Annotated in this window: 21 protein-coding genes; 11 read left to right on the top strand and 10 right to left on the bottom strand. The window is 66.0% G+C overall.

The window, feature by feature from the left end; all coding sequences use genetic code 11:
- Nucleotides 1–74 precede the first annotated feature (74 nt).
- The 8 genes from GII31_RS20355 (at nucleotide 75) to GII31_RS20325 (ending at nucleotide 10,510) form a co-directional block, all read left to right on the top strand.
- Nucleotides 75–1,280, top strand: a complete 1,206-nt coding sequence (locus tag GII31_RS20355) for a TadA family conjugal transfer-associated ATPase (RefSeq protein WP_213245134.1) — start codon at nucleotides 75–77, stop codon at nucleotides 1,278–1,280.
- Nucleotides 1,277–2,098, top strand: coding sequence for a type II secretion system F family protein (locus GII31_RS20350; RefSeq protein ID WP_322973040.1), 822 nt, complete (start codon nucleotides 1,277–1,279; stop codon nucleotides 2,096–2,098). Before GII31_RS20355 ends, GII31_RS20350 begins: the two co-directional genes overlap by 4 nt.
- Nucleotides 2,095–2,703 (top strand): type II secretion system F family protein, encoded by a 609-nt coding sequence (locus GII31_RS20345; RefSeq protein ID WP_213245133.1) that lies wholly within the window; start codon nucleotides 2,095–2,097, stop codon nucleotides 2,701–2,703. Before GII31_RS20350 ends, GII31_RS20345 begins: the two co-directional genes overlap by 4 nt.
- A gap of 205 nt (nucleotides 2,704–2,908) precedes the next feature.
- On the top strand, nucleotides 2,909–4,618 hold the full coding sequence (locus tag GII31_RS20340; protein WP_260840156.1) for a recombinase family protein: 1,710 nt from the start codon (nucleotides 2,909–2,911) through the stop codon (nucleotides 4,616–4,618).
- 720 nt (nucleotides 4,619–5,338) lie between these two features.
- Nucleotides 5,339–5,530 carry a helix-turn-helix transcriptional regulator gene (locus GII31_RS22670; RefSeq protein ID WP_407649852.1) on the top strand — a complete coding sequence of 64 codons (192 nt, stop codon included), beginning with the start codon at nucleotides 5,339–5,341 and terminating at the stop codon, nucleotides 5,528–5,530.
- A gap of 74 nt (nucleotides 5,531–5,604) precedes the next feature.
- Nucleotides 5,605–6,408, top strand: coding sequence for a hypothetical protein (locus tag GII31_RS20335; protein WP_260840155.1), 804 nt, complete (start codon nucleotides 5,605–5,607; stop codon nucleotides 6,406–6,408).
- A 1,587-nt stretch (nucleotides 6,409–7,995) separates the two neighbouring features.
- The gene (locus GII31_RS20330) at nucleotides 7,996–8,397 is read left to right on the top strand and encodes a MobC family plasmid mobilization relaxosome protein (RefSeq protein WP_260840154.1); all 402 of its coding nucleotides are present in this window, start codon (nucleotides 7,996–7,998) and stop codon (nucleotides 8,395–8,397) included.
- Nucleotides 8,378–10,510, top strand: coding sequence for a relaxase/mobilization nuclease domain-containing protein (locus GII31_RS20325; RefSeq protein WP_260840153.1), 2,133 nt, complete (start codon nucleotides 8,378–8,380; stop codon nucleotides 10,508–10,510). The genes GII31_RS20330 and GII31_RS20325 overlap by 20 nt, the downstream gene beginning before the upstream one ends.
- Nucleotides 10,511–10,578: 68 nt before the next feature.
- On the opposite strand, the gene GII31_RS20320 is transcribed toward GII31_RS20325, so the two are convergent.
- From GII31_RS20320 to GII31_RS20280, 9 genes are all read right to left on the bottom strand, one after another.
- Nucleotides 10,579–11,538 (bottom strand): hypothetical protein, encoded by a 960-nt coding sequence (locus GII31_RS20320; protein ID WP_260840152.1) that lies wholly within the window; start codon nucleotides 11,536–11,538, stop codon nucleotides 10,579–10,581.
- 29 nt (nucleotides 11,539–11,567) lie between these two features.
- Nucleotides 11,568–11,951 (bottom strand): hypothetical protein, encoded by a 384-nt coding sequence (locus tag GII31_RS20315; protein WP_260840151.1) that lies wholly within the window; start codon nucleotides 11,949–11,951, stop codon nucleotides 11,568–11,570.
- A gap of 112 nt (nucleotides 11,952–12,063) precedes the next feature.
- Complete coding sequence (locus GII31_RS20310) at nucleotides 12,064–12,357, bottom strand: helix-turn-helix domain-containing protein (RefSeq protein WP_260840150.1); 294 nt, start codon at nucleotides 12,355–12,357, stop codon at nucleotides 12,064–12,066.
- 338 nt (nucleotides 12,358–12,695) lie between these two features.
- Nucleotides 12,696–12,995: a hypothetical protein gene (locus GII31_RS20305; protein WP_260840149.1), complete on the bottom strand. Its 300-nt coding sequence runs from the start codon at nucleotides 12,993–12,995 to the stop codon at nucleotides 12,696–12,698.
- On the bottom strand, nucleotides 12,995–13,561 hold the full coding sequence (locus GII31_RS20300) for an antirestriction protein ArdA (RefSeq protein ID WP_260840148.1): 567 nt from the start codon (nucleotides 13,559–13,561) through the stop codon (nucleotides 12,995–12,997). Before GII31_RS20300 ends, GII31_RS20305 begins: the two co-directional genes overlap by 1 nt.
- Entirely contained in the window at nucleotides 13,558–13,932 is a 375-nt protein-coding gene (locus GII31_RS20295) for a hypothetical protein (RefSeq protein WP_260840147.1), read from the bottom strand. Before GII31_RS20295 ends, GII31_RS20300 begins: the two co-directional genes overlap by 4 nt.
- A gap of 62 nt (nucleotides 13,933–13,994) precedes the next feature.
- The gene (locus GII31_RS20290; protein ID WP_260840146.1) at nucleotides 13,995–14,441 is read right to left on the bottom strand and encodes a hypothetical protein; all 447 of its coding nucleotides are present in this window, start codon (nucleotides 14,439–14,441) and stop codon (nucleotides 13,995–13,997) included.
- 63 nt (nucleotides 14,442–14,504) lie between these two features.
- On the bottom strand, nucleotides 14,505–15,071 hold the full coding sequence (locus GII31_RS20285) for a recombinase family protein (RefSeq protein ID WP_260840145.1): 567 nt from the start codon (nucleotides 15,069–15,071) through the stop codon (nucleotides 14,505–14,507).
- Complete coding sequence (locus GII31_RS20280; protein ID WP_161896074.1) at nucleotides 15,068–15,223, bottom strand: hypothetical protein; 156 nt, start codon at nucleotides 15,221–15,223, stop codon at nucleotides 15,068–15,070. Before GII31_RS20280 ends, GII31_RS20285 begins: the two co-directional genes overlap by 4 nt.
- 209 nt (nucleotides 15,224–15,432) lie before the next feature.
- Here GII31_RS20280 and GII31_RS20275 point away from each other — a divergent pair, with 209 nt between their 5' ends.
- The 3 genes from GII31_RS20275 to GII31_RS20265 all read left to right on the top strand — a co-directional run bounded on the left by GII31_RS20275 (nucleotide 15,433) and on the right by GII31_RS20265 (nucleotide 17,569).
- Nucleotides 15,433–16,308 (top strand): phosphoribosyltransferase, encoded by an 876-nt coding sequence (locus GII31_RS20275; RefSeq protein ID WP_260840144.1) that lies wholly within the window; start codon nucleotides 15,433–15,435, stop codon nucleotides 16,306–16,308.
- Between the two features lie 4 nt (nucleotides 16,309–16,312).
- The gene (locus GII31_RS20270) at nucleotides 16,313–17,161 is read left to right on the top strand and encodes a DNA-protecting protein DprA (RefSeq protein WP_260840143.1); all 849 of its coding nucleotides are present in this window, start codon (nucleotides 16,313–16,315) and stop codon (nucleotides 17,159–17,161) included.
- Between the two features lie 189 nt (nucleotides 17,162–17,350).
- Entirely contained in the window at nucleotides 17,351–17,569 is a 219-nt protein-coding gene (locus GII31_RS20265; protein ID WP_260840142.1) for a hypothetical protein, read from the top strand.
- 12 nt (nucleotides 17,570–17,581) lie between these two features.
- On the opposite strand, the gene GII31_RS20260 is transcribed toward GII31_RS20265, so the two are convergent.
- The gene (locus GII31_RS20260; RefSeq protein WP_260840141.1) at nucleotides 17,582–19,558 is read right to left on the bottom strand and encodes an ATP-binding protein; all 1,977 of its coding nucleotides are present in this window, start codon (nucleotides 19,556–19,558) and stop codon (nucleotides 17,582–17,584) included.
- Nucleotides 19,559–19,584: the final 26 nt, after the last annotated feature.

The raw sequence follows: 19,584 nt of genomic DNA, 5'->3' as shown, positions 1-19,584 counted from the left end.
CGGGTTGTCCACAGATCCGGTGTTCCGGGGTCGGGGGACACCGGATGTGCCGAAAGGCGGGGGAGGATAACGACATGCCCATCGACGACGGTCTGCTTGACCGGGTTCGCGACCAGCTCGCATCCGAATCAGGCGACACCACACCGGAAATCATCGCAGCGGCGATCCGAGAGCAAGCGCGTGGGGTGCTCGGTGACGCCGACCTGCTGGTGGCGCTGCGGCACCTGCAAACCGAACTGACCGGCGCCGGTCGGCTCGAACAGTTGCTCGCCGAACCCGACATCGCCGACGTCCTCGTCAGCGGACCACGACACGTGTGGGTCGACCGCGGACACGGATTGCAGCGCACCGACATCACCTTCGACGATGAGTCCTCGGTGCGGCGGCTCGCGGCCAGGCTCGCACTCAACGCGGGCAAACGACTCGATGACGCCCAGCCATGGGTCGACGGCCAACTGTCCAATGTGGGCCGCCGTGGGTACACGGTGCGTCTGCACGCGGTGATACCGCCGGTCGCCGCCGACGGCACATGTATCTCGTTGCGGGTCTTGCGAACCGCCAGCAAGGACCTGGATTCGCTCATCGAATCGGGGGCTGTCCCGCCCGACGCGGTACCGCTCATCCGGCACATCATCGAGGCCCGGCTCGCGTTCGTCGTGGTGGGCGGCACGGGCTCGGGAAAGACGACGCTGCTCGGTGCGCTGATCGGCCGGATGGACCGGTCGGACCGGATCGTCTGTGTCGAGGACGCCGCCGAACTGCGGCCCGACCATCCGCACGTGGTGCGGATGGTGGCCAGGACCGCGAATGTCGAGGGGGCGGGCGAGGTTCCGGTTCGGGCGCTGGTGCGTCAGGCGTTGCGGATGCGGCCCGACCGGATCGTGGTCGGCGAGGTGCGGGGTGCCGAGGTGATCGACCTGCTCACCGCGTTGAACACCGGCCACAACGGCTGCGCCGGGACCCTGCACGCCAACTCGGTCAGCGAGGTGCCCGCCCGGATGGAAGCACTCGCCGCACTGGGCGGAATGGGCCGCGAGGCACTGCACAGCCAGTTGGGTGCCGCACTCGATGTGGTGATCGGGGTTGAACGTGGCCGTGACGGCCGACGGGGTGTCGCAGAGATCGGCGCCGTCCGGCGCGGTGCCGGCGGACTGGTGTCCATAACCCCGGTGTGGTTGCGCGGCAGCGGAATCACCGATACGACCTTCCTCGGGACACGCGAGCGCGCAGCCGGGGTTCTCGGCGGAGATCTTCGCGCCCTGGCCGGTGGTGATCGATGATCGTCGCCGTGCTGTGCGCCGCGGCGATCGCGGTGCTGTGGTGGCCGCAGTCGCGGGCAGAGTATCGCCTCTTGGGTATGCGCCCGTCACGTTCTGCCGGTTCCTCGCGTGCTGCGGCGGCGCGATCGAGGTACGGCATCGTGCTCGTGATCATCGCGGTGGCAGCGTCTTTCGGTGCTGAAGTGGCCGGATCGGTGGCGATGATCGTCGCGGTGGTGCTGTGGCGGGACGCTCGCCGGCGGCGCGCCTCGGCCGCCCGGCTCGACGACGAGAGTCTGCTCGTTGCGCTGTCGATCATGATCGCGGAGATGTCGGTGGGGTCCCTCGCCGCCACCGCATGTACCGCCGCCGCCGCGGAACTGTCCCGGACAAGTCCGGATTCTGCTGTAGCGCAAGGGCTGGCGTCCCTGGCGGGCCGGGCCGCGCTGGGCGGACAGATCCGCGTGGCCGACCTGACGGCGACCCGCGCGGGAATTCCGGACGCGTCGTGGCAACGGATCGGGGCGGCCTGGCAACTGTCGGACCGGCACGGTCTGCCGATGGCCGATCTGCTCGTTGCCCTGCGATCGGATGTACTGGCCCACAACGCCTTTGATTCACGAACCAAAGCCGGTCTGGCGGGACCGAGGGCCACGGCAACGGTGCTGGCGGGCCTGCCTGTGCTCGGCATCGCGCTCGGGCAGGCCACCGGCGCGAACCCGGTCGGTGTGCTCGCCGGCGGTGGGCTCGGTGGAATCCTGTTGCTCGTCGGAACCGCGCTTGTGGTTGCCGGTCTGTGCTGGTCGGACCGGATCGTCGAGCGGGTCGGTGCCCGATGAACACATCGGTGATCGTCGCCGGGCTGTGCGCGGGCGCCGCGTTGATCCTGTGGCCGTCGCCGACGTGGTTGCTGTGCAGGATCACATCACACTCCGGCGACCGGTCCGAGTCGGTCGGCGCGCCGGACCGGCCGGACGATCCCTTCACCGTCGCGGCGGCCCTGGACCTGTTCGCGGTCTGTCTGCGCTCGGGACTGCCGGTGGAGACGGCTGCGCAGATCGTCGCCGCGTCGGCGCCGGAAACGCTGGCCGAGCTGCTGGGTACCGCCGCGGATCTGCTCACACTCGGCGCCGATTCCGACCACGCCTGGACGATGGCCGCCGACCGGATCGGCGAGGCCGGCGGCGGAGCGGAATACTGCCGTTCGCTGGCGACGCTGGTCCGGCGGTCGTCGCGGGCCGGTGCGTCGTTGTCGGCGGGTGTCGGCGAGCTCGCCGACACGATCCGGCACCGCGCCGAGGACCGGGCGCTGGAGAAGGCCGAACGGGCCGGGGTCGCGATCAGCGGTCCACTGGGCCTGTGCTTTCTGCCGGCCTTCGTCTGCCTGGGCATCGTCCCGGTCGTCGTCGGACTGGCCGGCGGCGTGTTCAGCGGAACGCTCTGACCGCACCGGACATGCCGGTGACATCCGAAATCCACATCAGGAAAAGAGAGGTAAGGACATCATGTCGAAACTTACAGCCGTCGGGGACAACCGGCTCGTACGCAGGATACGGGCCGAGGTGCTGCTGCTGGCCACCGACGACGACGGGATGAGCACCGCCGAATACTCCATTAGTACTAAATAATACCAAGGTACCATCCTCGACATGGGGAAACGTGCTCTGATCGTCATTCGACTCTCCCGCGTCACCGACGCGACGACGTCACCGGAGCGTCAGCTGGACGCTTGCCGCGAACTGTGCGAGCAACGCGGCTATGAGGTGGTCGGCGTCGCCGAGGATCTGGACGTATCCGCTGGTGCGACGACACCTTTCAACAGGCCCAAACTGGGTCCTTGGCTGGCCAACAGGCACCACGAGATAGACGTCTTGGTCATGTACCGGATGGATAGGTTGGTGCGCCGACTGCTCGACCTGGCCGACGTAATCCGGTGGGGCCAGGCGCATGACGTCGCGATCGTGTCGGCGACCGAGGCTTTCCTCGATCTCACGGCGCCGTTCGGCGACATCGTGGCCATGCTCGTGGCGAAGACGGCGGAGATGGAGCTGGAAGCGATCTCGGCGCGTAACGCGTCGGCGTCGCACCACAACATTAGATCGGGCAAGTGGCGAGGCGGGATCGCACCGTGGGGGTACATCCCGGAGAAGGGCGAGGACAATGTGCGGCGACTCGTTCAGGACCCACAACAGGTCGCGGTGATCCAGGAGGTCGTGGAGCGGGTGCTGGCAGGGGAGCCGCTGCGCCCGATCGCCGCAGACTTGACGGCTCGTGGCGTACTGACGCCGAAGGATCGCATGAACGAGATCAAAGGCCGCGATACCAAGGGGTACGCGTGGGCGTCGCAGAGGATGAAGGAGTCCCTGACCTCCCGCACCATGCTCGGTCAGATCGTGACCCGAGACCCGGTGGTCGATGCGAGGGGTCAGATCCAGCGGGATGACAAGGGCCACCGGATCTTGGGCCCGGAGTTTGTCGTGACAGGCGACGACGGCCTGCCGGTGGTGCGGGCCGAGCCGATCCTGACGCGGGAGATCTTCGACCGAGTCGGCGCCGCGCTCGCCGCGCGCTCGGTCGATCGCACCGCGACGACGACGTCGGGCTTGCTGCTACGGGTGCTCTTCTGCGGCGAGTGCGGCCGACCCGCGTACCGCCTCAAGGGCGGTCCCGGACGCATGCCTCGGTATCGGTGCGCATACGCGCAGGACAAGAAGGGCGCAGCTGGGATCGAGGGCCCGTGCGACAACCGCTCGATCCCACTCGAATGGGCAGACGACGAGGTTGAGCGACACGTTCTCGACAGGGTCGGACCAATGGAACGGATGATGCGAGTCTGGTTTTCCGGCGATGACTCACGTGGTGAGTTGGCCGAGGTTGACGAGCTGCTGACAGATCTCGTCGATCAGCTCGGCACCGGCGCTTTCAAGCGCGGCACGCCGCAGCGGGAGCGACTAGACGCCCGCATAGCCGCTCTGACCGAGCGGCAAGAGTCGCTGCGCAGCAAGCCGATCAAGGCGCCGGGCTGGCGGTACGAAGGCACCGGTGAGACCGTAAAGGACTGGTGGGAACAGGCCGATTCGGCCACGCGAACGGCGTGGCTTCGTGATGCGGGCGTACGTGTGACGTGGAGATCGCACACGGCGAATGGTCGGACGAAGCTTGACGACTTCGTGATTGACCTCGGCAGCGGTCCGGATCTCGACGCTGCCGCCCTGCCCGGGCCGATCGCCGCGATGGCCGAGGCGCGCGCGGCCGGCGGCTGGGACGCCGACGGGTGGGCTTCGATCCCAGAGGCTTTGGCGGGCCGATACTGGCGCGACGGCGCCGATGCCGATGCTGATGTGGTCGACGGACCGTAGACACTCCGATGTCCCCGATCGCTGTCCCAATCTCGGATCGGGACAGCAAAGTTCCCTGTGACCTGCACAGATGCCGGAGGTGCCCCGGATCTCGCTTCGCGTGTTTGGGACAGCGAAGTGGTCTGTGACCTGCACAGATGCCCGGAGTGCTCCCGCTGTCCCCGATTTGACCGTCGGAAAATAGAGCGTTGAAGGACAGATGTTCGGACGAAACCCAATCTTTGTACATAATGTGGGACAAGACTGCACGGATGGCTGCAATGACCAGCACAGACGCGCGCGCGTACCCGGGTGCATGTTCTTGATTGAGGACTGGGACAGAGTAGGACAGGCAACGCCCCACCCCCGGCGAACTGGGGTGATGCCACAGATGGTCCCACTTTCTAACGAACAAAGAAGTGGGACAACTGGGATGAGCATGGGACTATCGCTGCGCTCGCGGGCCCCCGGATGATAGCGGCCAGGGTGCTTGAAGGCGGAACTGGGGAGCGGTAGGGTAGAAGCGTCCGGCGACGCCGGGCCGCACTCCTTCCCGGCGAGGTACGCCGGGTCCTCTCCGGCAGGGCACGCCGGACCCCCGCCAGGGTCACGGCGGCGGCGGCACCGAGCCGAGACGGCGGTGCGAAGCGGGGCTCTGGGTCGGCAGGCCTCCCGCGAAGTGACTGCCCACCACCACAGAAATCAACTGGTGCGCTTCTTCTTCTGGAAGGAGCGGGCGTCATGTCTGCTACCACTGCTGTTCCTCGGCTGTCCGTCACGACGAATGAGGCCGCTGAGGCCCTCGGGGTCGCTCCGAGAACTCTGCGCAACTGGCGCAATCGAGGCACGGGCCCGCGCTATCGCCGAATCTCCCCGACGTTGGTCCTGTACCGCGTCGAGGACCTCGAAGCTTTCCTGACCAACGCTGGCTGACCCCCTGCACAACAGAACAAAGAAAAAGCACCTGGGCCCGACAGCCCAGGTGCTTCCAAGAAAGGAATCGGCGAATGTCCCGCCAACCACAGTTCAATGCTACCCCTGCGCGCTCTCAGCGTGCCAGCGCCGAGATCGACACGGACACCGCGCCGAAGCGGGACCGCTACCGCGCTTTCATGTTCGTTCGCCACGCATCGACGACCGACCGAGCCGATGAGAGCAAGCTCCGCGGGGCCCTGGTATGCAGCGGTGCCGTGGACTGGCTCTTTGTCCGCCACGGCATCGGTACCGCCTGCGTCTCCTGCGCCGGTGCAGAAGAGCATCTCCAGGGAGCGTTCCGATTCAAGGACCGCCGCGACCTGCACGTCGTCGCAGCGATGCTCCCGCCCGGGTACCGCGTCGCGCCCCTCGTCGGCGGCCTCGCGTGGCGCAACTACGGCAAGTACCTGTCGCACGAGGGCTTTCACGAGGTCGTCGCATCGTTTGACTACGACGCCTTCGTGGCTCGGTGGACTCGTGCACCGCGCGTGACGTTCAAAGACGTGAAGCGGCGTGTGTTCGAGGGCGAATTGAGCCCGACCGATGTGGCGCGCGAGTACCCCGATATCTACATGAAGCACCCGGGCGCGATCCGTACCGCGGCCGTCGAAGGTGAGCGGTTGCGCCGCGAGTTCGACGACGAGAGGTGGGCCCATGATTACGCGCTCCCGCGCGTCCTGGCGGACCGGAGCGACGACACCTGGGACGACATCATCGGTCGAGCCATGTGGAACGGGAAGTCGCCCGAGGTCGTGTATCGGGTGATCACTGCTCACCCGGACGTGAGATGGGCCCCGCCCCCGAACGTGTGGCCGCTCCGATTCCGGCACATGTAGTCGGCTGCGATCACGGTCCTACCCCTGTCGCCGCACCACCGTCACCCCTGGTGGCGGTGGTGCGGCCGTTGCTGGGCCCATTGAAGCACCGCTCACGGTCGCCCACCAGTCGCTCGACCCGACCACTTCGGCCCGAGCCGTGACGATCCGGGCTGGCGGTGGTCGGTGATCGGTACGTCGACCGACCAGTCACGGCAACGCCTGGGCGACTCCGGCCCGGGGCGGTTGGCGCTGCCTCAATGTGGTCCCTCGACGAGCGTTCGCTGGTCGCCTCCTGACCCGAACGTGCCCAGTCCGGGCCGCGCTGGCTTCTGCTCGTACCGTCGGGTGACTGACGAGGGACCGAATCCGGGCATCGCTGGTCGAATGACGTACCGATACCGTCCAGCGACCGACGAGAACCCATTTCGAGGCGTCGCTGGTCGTCCGATGTACCGAACGCGATCCAATCGGACACCACTCACGGGCGGTACGGGCCAGCGACAACCTTCCTGGGTCGGAGTAGCCCGAGACGACGCTCCCGGCGAGCCAGTGATGCCCGCGTCCCGACCCACTCCGGGCGAACTCGCCCCAGAGTGGTCAGTCGAGTGCACTGACGAGAAACCTCCTTCGGACCAGTGTGGGCACACAGTGGCCCGAAGGTAGGACCTCGACCGACCAATGATCGACCAGAATTATTGCAGCACAATAGTTTTCGACGCTCGAATCGTGGGCAGCGCGTTATCCGCCGGAGTTATGCCAGCGGCACCGAAGACAGGCCGGGTACGCCCTCCTCACCACGTCGACAGCTACAGACTCGCTCCACCGGCCGCGGTCGACCGTGACCGACTTGGCCCGGAGCGCAGCAACACTCTTCCTCGCTTCGGGCACGGCTGATCACGGGACTCTGCGACGATCCACGATCACAACTCCCCGCCGCGGACTCAGCGGCCGTCGGCTCCGAGCTGGCCCGGTGCAGCAACGACCATGAGGCCGACAGCGTCGCCGACTCCGGCGCGGGCTCTGCCTGGGTGCGGCATGGTCCTGGGGGGCGAGCGAGCGCCCAGGTCTGTGCAGTGCCCTCCCCGGCCCAAAGGGCCGGGATCTTCCAGCTGTCGGCGCCACAGCGGGACGGGCGAAGCCTCGGCCTGCGTCACGAGCGCGCTTCTCTCGACGGCCGTGACCGCCGCCGGGTATCACCGTCAACGCCTGTGCGCCGCGGAGTGGTCGACACGTCCGTGGGTCGAGGTGGCCTGCGATCGGCCGGCCAGCGAGGCGCACGCGGTCCAGGCGCAGCGCGGAGTGCGAGCACCCGCGGGGAGGGTGAATCGGCCGTCAGGCCGAGAGGGAGGGGCCGCAGGCCACCTCCCTTTAGCAGGCACAAGTGATAGGAGGTCCGCGCAGCGGACCCATATGTCACACACTTGTGCGTTTCTAGCCGTGCTGTTTCTCCCTGCGCAGCTGAGGTAGAATCGACGACGAATCAGGTAGGGGAAAGAACCCCGGGAGCCACTTCGGTTCCACACTTGAGGCCCGTCCGGGTCGAGCCGATGCAGGTTCCAAGGGCACTCCAGGTCTCTCGCACAGCACCATTCTGCGAGGGAACCCGTGTCCGCGAAATCCAGCATCATCCACGTCCGCGTCAAGGACGACGAGCGAGCCGCCGTCGACGAGATCAGGGACTTCTACAGTGCCAAGGACGCCTCGGCGGCGATCCGTCACGCGATCAAGCTGACGCACCGCTACGTCAAGAAGCAACGAGCCAAGGGTGAGGTCGGCAATCCCGTCCGTGAGGAGCCGCGGAGCCGGCCCGTGCGGTCGGAGTCCGCACGGTGGGCGTCGCTCCTGACCCAGAGCACCGCGTCGATCAATCGCGTCGGCAACAACGCCAATCAGATCGCGAGGCGGGTCAACAGCGGCGAAGTCGTCGAGCTCCAGGAGTTCGTGGCAGAACTTCGCGAGCTGGTGGCGCAGATCCAGGCAGGGGTCCATGAGCATCTGCAAAGCTGAGCCCGCGAAGGCGATCACCGGGCCGATCATGTACGTGATCGTGGGTAAAGTGCGGAAGCGCGATCAGGTCTTCCGCCCCGTCGCTTTCCGCTCCGACTTCACGATGCTGCCGCCTGGCATCGCTGCCGGCGAAGAGACCGCTCGGGTTGCCGAGGAAATGTTCGCACCGTATTCAAAACGGCGCCCTCGCAAAGGCATCCTACTTACTCAAAGCTTCCATCCCGACGAGTTCGACGTGACCGACCCCAACGATCAGCAGCGAGTCCTCGAACTGGCCTACGAGTTGGCTAAGCGCGTAGCTCCGAACGCACCGTGCGTTGTCGGCGTTCACGCCGACAAGGAGCACCTCCACGCACACGTCTTCATCCTGAATCACGACACACAGACCATGCGGGCGCTGCGTAAGGGCTTTGTCTACGGCGATGTGAAGCCGATCAACGACGAGCTGATGGAGGAGCACGGCCTACGGGTCGCCGCGCCCGGCGAGGTGTCGAAGACCAAGGAGTTGGTCTGGCTTCGCCGCCGCGGCGTCGAGATCCCCGAGCACGCGGGCATGACGCACCTCGACGTCACCGAGGAGAATTGGCAGGCATGGGTCCGGGACGAGGTCGACCGCGTCCTCGACGACGACAGCATCGATTCGATGGCGACGTTCAAGCGTGCGATGCGCGCACGCGGCGTCGACGTGCGGTTCAAGAAGCCGAACAAGACGAACCCCAAGCACGCGCTGTCGTTCGCCGTCCTCGACGACGCGGGCCACGTCCGGCGTTTCTCATCGCGCGGTGGCAAGACCTACAAGATGTCGCGTGGCGGATCGATCTTCGGCACCGACTACACGTATCAGGCGATCGAAGACTCGATCGCCGACCGACAGAAGGAGATCCAGAATGAGCAGCAGCAGGGCCGAGAGACAGAAGAAGTTGCGGGAGCAAATATCGAAGCCGTCGGGGGTGAACTTCGCAGCGACGCCGGTGCAGCCGCCGGAACCGGAGCCGACGCCAGAACCGGAGGAGGAGATGTCGCTCTCCCTGCGGCACCGACTGGAGGTGATGCGGGCATTCGACCGGTCCCGGGCGGTCCTGGATTCGACCATGAGGGAGATCGCCAAGCGCCCGGCAGACGCGGAACGCCCGTCGTGGCTGGGCGCGGAGCTGGAGAAGATCAAGGCGAGCGAGCGGGCGCGCCTCGCACGGTGGCGCGCGACCGACTGAATGACTCGATCGAGCGGAGGGCGACGCGGCACCGAACCAAGACGGACGATTGGATCGACACTGTCGTGACACGAGTCGAGGACCGTCTCGACCGTGATGTGGCGGTCGCGGCGCGCCGAATCAGCCAGTCGCAGTCGTTCATGGAGTCGATGCCTTGGCTGTTGGTCCTGTACATGGAACAGCGACAGCAAGCGGCCGAGCTGCGCGACTGGGCCGCGGACAAGCGCGCCACGATGGATGCACCGGTAGAGCGGCCGACCGATGGGCCGCTCGCCTGTTTGAGCGACGACGCGATCCGGTTCCTGTCGGCGCACGAGGAGGGTGCAGCCCGCGGCTACGAGCAGTTCGCTCAGGAACGGTACGACATTTACGTCGATCGGAAACAAGCCAAGGGCGAGGTGCCGCAGCCGATGGACGTGTACTACGGCGCCCAGTGGGGGCTGGCGGCGAAGTTCCTGCACGAGGCCGACGAGCCCAAGCCGGAACCGGAGAGCGTGCGCGACGACTCGTACTCGGTGGCGCGGGCCCAGGCGGCCGAGAACGCGGCGGTGATGGAGGGCTTGCGCGAACTCCGCGCGGGCCGCGAGATCAAGGACGCAAAGTCTGCGAAGATCCGTCCGATGACGGCCTGGGACCAGGCCCACGAGCGTGCCGAGGCGCGCTGGCAGGCCGACACGTCGCACGACTCGGCCGCGGCCATGAAGGCCACACTGGACGCGCGTCTCACCGACGGCACGACGCTGCGGGCGCGCGGCATGGCCAAGGCCATGGCCAAGCACCCGAACGGCGTGCCGGCCACGACGTGCGGCGAGGCCGCGGAGGCGGCCCGGGAGCGACGGTCACGGTACAAGGGCAACGCCGCCCGGGTCGACGATCTTGAGAAGGAGCGCTCGTCGAAGTAGCCGACCGCATAAAACAGAACCCCCTCACCCGATTCGGGTGAGGGGGTTCTGTGCTGCGTGGTGACTACCTAGTCCCAGACGGCCGTCCCACGATAGATCTCGAACGACCCCGGGACGACGAAGTAGCCGGTGCCTGCATTCGCACCGGACACGAGCGCCGGGGCCGACAGTTTGGTATCACCGTTCTTGACCGTGACGGCGTCGGTGGGCCACTGACCACCGCTGGGCACGCGCAGGTAGGTGGCCGCACCGTTGACCTTCGTCTCCTTCGATAGACGCGTGCTGAGTTCCGACTGCGAGGTCACGGCATCGCTGAGGAGACGCAGGTCGGGAGACACGGTGATGACGAAGCATTGAATGTTCTTCCTGCCCGCATACATCGGCTCGCACCAGGACAGCTCAAGGTCCGCAGACGATTTGATACGCCTGATCGTCAAGTCGGTATCGCCCTTCGAGCCGAAGTCGGTGCCGGTCCATCCGAGCTTGCGAGCGGTGCTCTCCAGGTCGAGTCTGGCGTCGACTCGAATCGACGCACCGGGTACGAATGAGACATCTTCCGAGCGGTACTCGGCGTTGTAGACCACCGCAGACTTCTTCTGCTCCGTGGTCAGGGTCGACGGCGTGCCGGGTGTAGCCGCGTCGCGGGTGCGGTTGTCGCTGTCATCGTCGCTCCCACTGCACGCGACGGCCGAGACGACGACGATCAGCAGGACGCCGAGGAAGGCTGCGAGTGCAGCCAGGACGCGTGGCCGGGCGAAGGCAGACGACTTGGCCTGCACGGGCGCAGAACGACCCGTCAGGGCCGCGAGCGTCTGCTCGGTGATCGGCGGTGCGGCGGGGTCGGCCAGTTGTGCGTCGTAGGCCTGCCTGCGCTGCGGATCTCCGAGGACGGCGCGGGCGGTGTCGAGCCGTTGGCGAGCGACAGGGTCGGCGGCAGCGTTGAGCTGACTGGTCAGCTGCGCGGCAAGATCGGGCGACGGAGCGCGACGGTCGAGGTTGTGAATGAGGTAGAGGTCGAGGTCAGACACGGGGAAGCTCCTTCGAGTCGGGGGTGCGGTCAGCGGCGCGGCGTGAGGCTCGTGCGGCCCACGACTGCGCCGTTGATGGTCAGCCACAGCTCATCGCCGACGTACTTACTGCCAGACTTGCGCAGCACGTACCGGTTGCCGCCGTAGTCGAAGAACCCGCCGGTGCGGGTCCGGTGTATACGAGCGTGCTTGGACGCGCCGATGATGACGCCGGGGATGTCGAGGGTCAGGATGTTCCCGCGGATGGTGACCGGGAACGATCCGCGCGCACCGTTGATCGTCTTCACGGTGGTCCAGGTGTACTTGCCCGACGTGACGCGGGCAGAGGCTTCGGGAGCGGTCACGGTGGTGCCGGCCAGAGCGGCGACGGCGACGAACAGCGCGGTCAGAGCAGTGATGATGCGAGTTTTCATGGTGGTGGTTCCCTGGTGGTGGTGTCAGGTGGTGTGGTGGGCACCCGCGCACGGGTGCGAACGTCGAGGGTGTCGACGTCGTGCGAGTGAGCGGTGGTGCGGAGTAGCCTGATTAGGGCCGCAGGGTCTCGGCGGCGGCCTCGTCGGCCTCGGCTGCGGCGAGAATCGCAGACGGCGTAGTGCGATAAGCCCTGGCCAGAGACCAAAGCCTGTCGAGATTCAGGCTCCCCGTGCCCGCTTCCAAGCGCATCAACGAATGTCGGCTCAGCCCACTGGCCGCTGCCGCCTGCTGCTTGTTGAGACCCGCGGCGATGCGGGCCGCTCGCAGGGCGGCGCCGACGGCCTCACGACGCACGGGCCGCGCGAGCAACTCTCGCTGCGGGATCATGGCGTCTGGTGCGGGCACGGGCCCATCTTGTCATGGTCATGCGGTCCTCCTTGCTGTGCGAATCATGGTCGATCTGTCGCGTCCGACTTATGGTGCACTACTGCGACATAGGCATCGTCGCACAGCGCAAAAGAAAACGCGCCGCCCATCAGGACGACGCGTTCATTGGTACCAGGGGTTTGTGACAGAAAATAGGCGATGAGCTGGGCAGATCGCTCCCGCGGTGGCCTATCTATACGTCTAAGAGGGTAGCAGGTCATGTCAAGATATGAGACGTAGCTCACACACCCTGCAAGTCCTGTGTCGTATAGGTGAATGACCTGGGGGCCGGCTCGCGCAGCGGCCAGCCCGCGGAGTCAGTCGGGACGAAGGACGTAGACCGTGGTGATCCCCAGCTCGTCGAGTAGATCCCAGCTTCCGATGCCGTTGTAGGACGGGAACACTTCATCGAGCTGCTGGCTGGCGCCCAGCGCCTGCCAGTCAGCGTCGCCCTCGCGCTCGGCGAAGATCCGCTGTACTCGCTCGATCGTCTCGGTCCGCAGGCCGTCGGCTGCGGCGGTGTAGCCGAGCGTGCAGCCTTGACCAGCCGAGTCGTCGGCGATGTCGTCGTGCCAGGCTTCGGGAAGCAGATCCAGGGCGTCGTCGAGGGTGACCATCACGCCTCCCGGAAGACGAACACACCGCCGTCGCCGGTGTCCACGACGGTGTAGTCGTACCGCAAGTCCCGGCCGTACCGGTCGAGGTCGATGTAGGTGCGCAGGTCCGCAGGCAGCGCGTCGAACAGCGACAAGTCTTCGACGAGGTTCTCGACGTAGTCCCGCCACGACTCCCACTCGCCGCAGTAGCGCTCGATGAAGCGCTGCACGTCCACCTCACGCGGGTCGTCGACGCTCTCTGCCCTGGCCAGCGCGCAGAACGCCGGCCAGAGAGTCGGCGTGACCTCCTCGTACAGTGCGCCCCACTCGGCCGCGGTACTCGGGTCCATCTCTGTGCGGACCGGCCACACACCGTCGAGGTCCATGACCCACAGCTCGTCGTCGGCGTCGAACGGGACACCGGTGCCCGCGTGCAGGTCGGCGACGGTGACCTCGCCGGCGTCGGTCGCGTCGTACCACTCGCCGATCAGGCGCGGCACGCCGTCGTGCGAGCCGTTGTACGCGGCGAGGGAACCGATCCACGCCCTGGGACGGTCGGGTTCGGTGATGGCTACGGACGGTTTCATCCCCACGGCAGCGCCCCTTCCAATGCGTCGGCGTTGATGCTCTCGCCGGTGATGTACCGGTGCTGCTCGCAGGCGTATTCGAGTTGGCTCGGCTCGACGAGGAAGGTCCAACACCGCTGCCCGCCGTCGCCGTCGGTGAGCAGGATGCGAGCGTCGGCGTGGATTTCGATGCCGATGTCGCTGAGCAGTTCTCGGACAGTGGTCGCGGCCTGCGTGGGCGTGTAGAGGAAGTCCTCATCCGACCGAACCAAGCCGTTGCACTCGTTGTACTGGCTGGCCGCATCCTCACGGCTCATGCCGCGGGCTCCCGGTGACAGGCGTCCTGCGCTGATGTGTCGCTCGATCCAGGGATCGCAGAGAACAGTGGTCATGGGTGGTCCCCTCCCTCGATGTGATCGTTCGAGGAAGCGGTCGTCGACGGCTTCGCCGTCGCTCACCCGTAGGAATCCACTTTCAGACCGATAAAGTGCTCGAAAAGCGCTGGCGCACTGAGGATCTCGACCTCGTAGGCAGCGGGAGTGCTGGCGTACTCAGGTCCCTCACCCGTGTACTCGTACAGGTGGTCATACGCCCAATCGTCGGGGTACTCGTCATCGCGCGGTGCAGGCGCGGTGATGTCATAGACGTGTTCGAACGAGGCGTCCGGGTAGCTGTTCGTCACCTTGATCTGCACGGCGATCGTGTCTGTTGCGGCACGGGCGAGCATCGCGGACAGGTCGCCGGCGGCGGCCGGCGTGAAGGCCATGATGTCGGCGCTGTCGGCCATTACGGCGATGATCGGCTCGGCACCGGCGATCACGTCGTCGGTACGCGTGACGACGACGCGGGAACCGGAGCGCGTTGCGGTGGTTGTTGCTGGGGACGCGTGTGGTGTGGACATGAGAGAAGCCTCCTCGACGGTGATCGGTCGAGGAGGCTCTCGTGGACGGCTACGCCGTCGCGTCTATCGAACCTCGGCCAGATAGCGGTAGACAGTCTGCCGAGAGACGCCGAACTCCCTGGCCAGGGCCGTGATCCCCTCACCCGCACCGCCGGCGTGACGGCGGGAGATCTCCCGCGCCTGTTCGGCGGTGAGCGCAGCCTTGCGACCCTTGTACTTTCCGGCCGCCTTGGCCTTGGCGATGCCCTCTGCCTGGCGCTCCCGGATGGTCGCCAGCTCGAACTCCGCGACGGCACCCAACATTTGCAGCAGCAGCTTGGTCATCGGGTTGTCGTCACCGGTGAACACCAAGCCTTGCGTGGTGATCTCGACGCGCACGCCCTTGGCGTTCAGCTCGGCGATGATGGCTTGCAGGTCGGTGACGTTGCGTGCAAGGCGGTCGAGCGAGTGGACGAGGACGGTGTCGCCCTCGCGGACGTAGGCGATCATCTCGTCGAGCTTTGGGCGGTCCCTGGTGCGGCCGGAGGCCTTGTCGGCAAAAGTCTTGTCGACGGCGACACCGTCGAGCTGGCGAACTTCGTTCTGCTCGGCGGTGGACACCCGGACATAGCCGACGCGCTGGCCGGTCACTTCATCTCGGTGACGACGATATGGCGGTGCGGGCCGCGGGGCCGGATCGTCCTGCTGCGTTGGCCGTCGTGCTCGACGATGTGCAGCGGGACCGAGGGAACATGCTGGACGACGTCGATGTCGCGATCGAATGCGGTGGTTGCGTTCGGCATGGGGCGTCTCCTGTCGTCGTCCGCGTCCGTCGCGGCACTCCGTATCTGTCGCTATGAGTCTAAGGGATTATGTGACAGATGTCCATAAATGCCTCTACCGACCCTATTGAGACGCAATTTGCGGTGCTGACGCACTGTTCCACTGGGAGTACTCCAGCGGATCGAGAACGCGTTCGAAGATAGGCCGCGCCAGAGCGTGCCGGCATCGCGTGCAGACGGGCGAACTGGCGGTACGCTTTGAAACTCACTTCGGTTACTTCAAGGGTTGCCCGTTCATGTACCTATCCGAGTTCCACCCGCCGGCTCGACCGTGCCGGATCGAGAGTTCCTGGCGTGCGAAGCCAGCCGACGACGGCGACCGGTGGCGTCGCCTCTATCTGAAGACCCCGCAATTGCCCCTCACCCATATCGCGGCGTGCTTCGACTCGAAGTACAGAACGGTGGCGGTTCCGGCGAGCAGACCCGAGTACAACAGGTGCCTGGAGTTCCGCAGCGGGTTCCCGGACGGCCTCGCAGGATTGGTGTCGCTACTTGAAACAGGGTTGTGCCTGCCTGCCCCGGCGCCGTTCGACCTGGTGCTGGCGTTGGACCGCTACAAAACGATCGATGAGGACGTTCCCGCAGACCAGTGGGCGAACACTGAAGTGGGGCAGCTGATCCACCAGGCGAAGTACTTCACCTACTCGCCTGGCAAGCAGAAGCAGGCCCGCGAGGCACTCGCTGCGCGCCTGGCAGCCGCGATCGAGCGGCATCCGGCATACAGGGACGCACCGTACCTTCTGAGCGTTCCGGGTTCCTCGGGCACTGGCAACAGTACCGGCGAGAGGGTGGCGCATCTGGTCGCGGAGGCGACCCACAAACAACTGATCCAAACGATCGGTCCCGCCCGTGCACCGCGGAAAGCGGACCCGAGCCTCGATGTCAGAGGCCTCTTCTCCTCGCCGACGATGCTGGACGGCCCGTGCGTGATCGTCGACGATGTCTGGCATACCGGCGCGACCTGCACGGAAGTGGCCCGGGTTGCCAAGCTAGCGGGGGCTCACGCAGTCTATGGGCTGGTCGGCGCGAGAACGATGAGGAACTGAACGAATGTCTGTTGAGGGAACGCTCCGGGCGCTAGTCGCGTTCGAAGTGTTCCGCACGCCCGCGAAAGTGACTCGTGCGCTGGCCGATCCTGACCCAGAACCGCTTCGAGACGCCTGGAGAACTCTTCCGAAGGAAGTGCGCGACTCGTTGGCACGAAAAGTCGAGGATCTCCAGTCCCGGGGTATCAAGGCAATCAACGCCGGGGACGACGCCTTCCCCGATTCGTTGGTAGTCAGGGGTCGACCTGCCGTCCCGACTCTCTTCTGCAAAGGCGACCTGTCGCTACTAACCGCGGACGGCGCAGGGCTGTGCGGATCACGGCGCGTAAGCCCACTGGGACTAAAGGCCGCGCGCGCGTGCGGCGAAGAGGTGAGCGATCGAGGACTGACGGTGGTCTCCGGCTACGCGAAAGGAGTGGATACGGCGACGCATCTCGCCGCTCTGGACCGCGGCGGCCGCACCGTGATCGTCCTAGCCGAAGGAATCGACGCTTTCCGCGTCAAACGAGAGTTCAAGGAGAGCTTCGATCCGGGCCGAATACTCGTCGTCTCTCAGTTCCGCCCAGACCAGCCATGGGCAGCGTACGCAGCGATGGCCCGCAACCACGTGATCTTCGGGCTGGGCAAAGCGCTGGTAGTGATCGAGGCTGGTGAGAAGGGCGGCACTCTCGCAGCCGGACGAGACGCACTCAAGCGAGGCCGGCCAGTATTTGCGCTCAACTTCGGGGATGAGACGCCCATCGGGAACCGCATCCTCATCGAGGCTGGCGCTGAGTCAGTAACCTCAAGAACGGAGCTCGGTGTCGCGCTCGATCATGTCAAAGGCCAGCCTGAACAGGGCACACTGCTCTGATCTCGCGAACGCTCGAATACTGGACGTCACCCGAGACGCACCTCTGCACGGGCCGAATGAGACTGTAAGCCCTGCGGATTCGCCAGCCGCAGCGGCAGCGTTCGGCTGTCTCAGTGAACGACCGGCTTACGGACGCCCAAATCGGTCCGCCCAGAGGTCGGCACCGTCCAGTCTTCTAGGATCGTCGACATGGCGAACCGGACCCCACTGACCAGATTCAGTCTCGCGAACGAGGGGAACCGACTGGCGATCGCCTTTGGGGCCTCCGAGTCGGTGGTCATGGTGGTCGAGCACGTGGACGACGAGGTGCGGGGCCGGGGAATCCGTGTCCTCTACGCCGACCAATCGTCCGGCCTGCTGTTCGACGGGGAGATGAGTGACGGCGAGACGGTCGAAGTGGTTCACTAGCCGAACCCGGGATTAGGCAGGGGCGTCGATGTCTTCGATCAGCCCTTCTGGGATGACGTCGCTGTGTTGCCTGCGCAGGTACTCTTTCGCCTCGTCCAGCGAGGGGTCGTGCTGGAGGCTCTTCTGGAAGTAGTCGAGCCGATGCTTGGCCTCGTCGATGATCTGCCCCCAGGTGCGCACCCAGACGCGGACCGTGGCACCAGGGGCCTCGGGCAGGTCGTCAGGGGCAAATGCGAGTCCGCGTTCCCAGCCCCGCTGGTTCGACTTCTGCCGGACGACTGAGTCGACCTCACTGGTGACCAGCCAGAAGTCCCACTCGGTAGTGGCGTCGGCGAACCGGGCGTCTGAAGCGACCGCCATAGCGTAGGACTCGATCTGGTTGAGCTCGGTCTGTCCTGCACGGACCCTCGGCGCCTTCAGTTCAACGACCAGGTGCCGGTTGCGGTCGTGTTCGGTCGCCACGGCCGACAAGAGCAGGTCGAGCCGGCCGACGCTACCGTCCAGTCGCTTCACCGGCGTCCTGTCGGATCGATCCATGCCGAGCAACTCGCGGTGGCGATCCAGAGCTGCGGTCAGACCCCGCTCGCTGACCATGAAGTTGTATTGCTCGCCGAACACCCACAGTTCGCGCTCGAGGATCTTGTGCAGGTGTTCGCGCTCGCCGACCAGCTTGTGCTTCTCCGGGTCGAAGACCATTAGCTGCAGAGCGGCGAGGAACTCCAGCCGGTTCGTGACATCGGTCGATGCCCGGATGACTCGGGACAGTCCAGTGCTGTTGAGCAGTCGGTCGAGGTGCTCGCGCTCTTCGGCGGGAAGTCCGACGTATTGGTCGAGCAGCTCAGTCACGTCACCGGGTCGCTGCTGTAGCGAATCCTTGAGCAGACCGAGTGTGAGCCGTTGCTTGCGCTTGCCCTCCTTCGGGATGTACCGGTTGATCGAGGTCGCGACGACGTCGAACGCCGCGCGCTCGACCTCCTCCTCGGTCGAGACCGGTTCCCCTTTGTAGGGATAGACCTTGGCGGTCTTCCATTCGTCGACGAGTTCGCGACGCCGCTCGTCACGCCGCGCGTCCAGGTAGTCGGCCAGCACCTGGTCGAGTTCGGCGAGCGTGGTGCCCAGCACGGTGGGCGTGCTTTCCATCTTGGCAAGAGGCCACTGCCCTTGGTGCTCGGGCATCTCGTCCCACAGCAGGTAGGCCGAGTACGAGAAGTCCGGTCCGGGGGCCGAGTCGAGCGTGTCGACCACGACTGAACTGGCATCGCAGAGGTGTATCTCGCGACCGGCTGGCTTCTTCCACTCGATTACGCGCAGCTTGGCGTGGCGGACCGTGCCGCCGTGCTCCCATTCCAGCGGCAGCTCCGTGTCCCGCGCGATGTTCTCCGCAGGCAGGATTCGCTGGCCGTCGTAGACGACCTCGACACTGTCGTGGGCGATCAAGTACGGCGCCAGGGTTGTGCCGAGTCGCTCCGCGGCGGCGTCCTTGTCGAGCGGGTCGATCGCTTCCTTGCCCTCCGCAGCGAACTTGGTTCCGGTGTCTGCATCGGTCTCGACCGCGTCGGACACCTCGACGTGGTTCCGGTCACCCGAGCGGGCAGTGACGACCGATCGCAGACGCTTGCCGTCGGTGCTGTCGCCGACGGTGTCCCAGGTGACCTTCGTGCCCAGCGCGAAGGCACGCAGTCGACCCTGGCCGAACTTCCCGTGGAGGGGCCGACTCTCGTCCCGGCTGCGCAACGCCGTCCGCTTCCACGAGTTGCCGACAAATCTGAATGCTGCCGAGATCTCCTCGGGCGCCATCCCGTGCCCGTCGTCGTTGACCTCGACACCGACGACAACATCTGTCTGACTCCGGTGCAGGATTACGTCGACGCGGTGCGCGTCGGCGTCGAGGCTGTTCCAGACCAGTTCGATCACGGCCTTGACGGGGTCGTTCTCATGAGCGAGCTTCTGGACGTGGTCGTCGCCAGCTTCGAGTGAGTACGTCTTCACGCGGACATTCTGTCAGTCACCACGGA

This window comes from Gordonia pseudamarae (assembly GCF_025273675.1).
Classification (GTDB): Bacteria; Actinomycetota; Actinomycetes; order Mycobacteriales; family Mycobacteriaceae; genus Gordonia; species Gordonia pseudamarae.
Note: the sequence above shows the minus strand (reverse complement) of the source record. Positions and strands in the feature narration are given on the sequence as shown.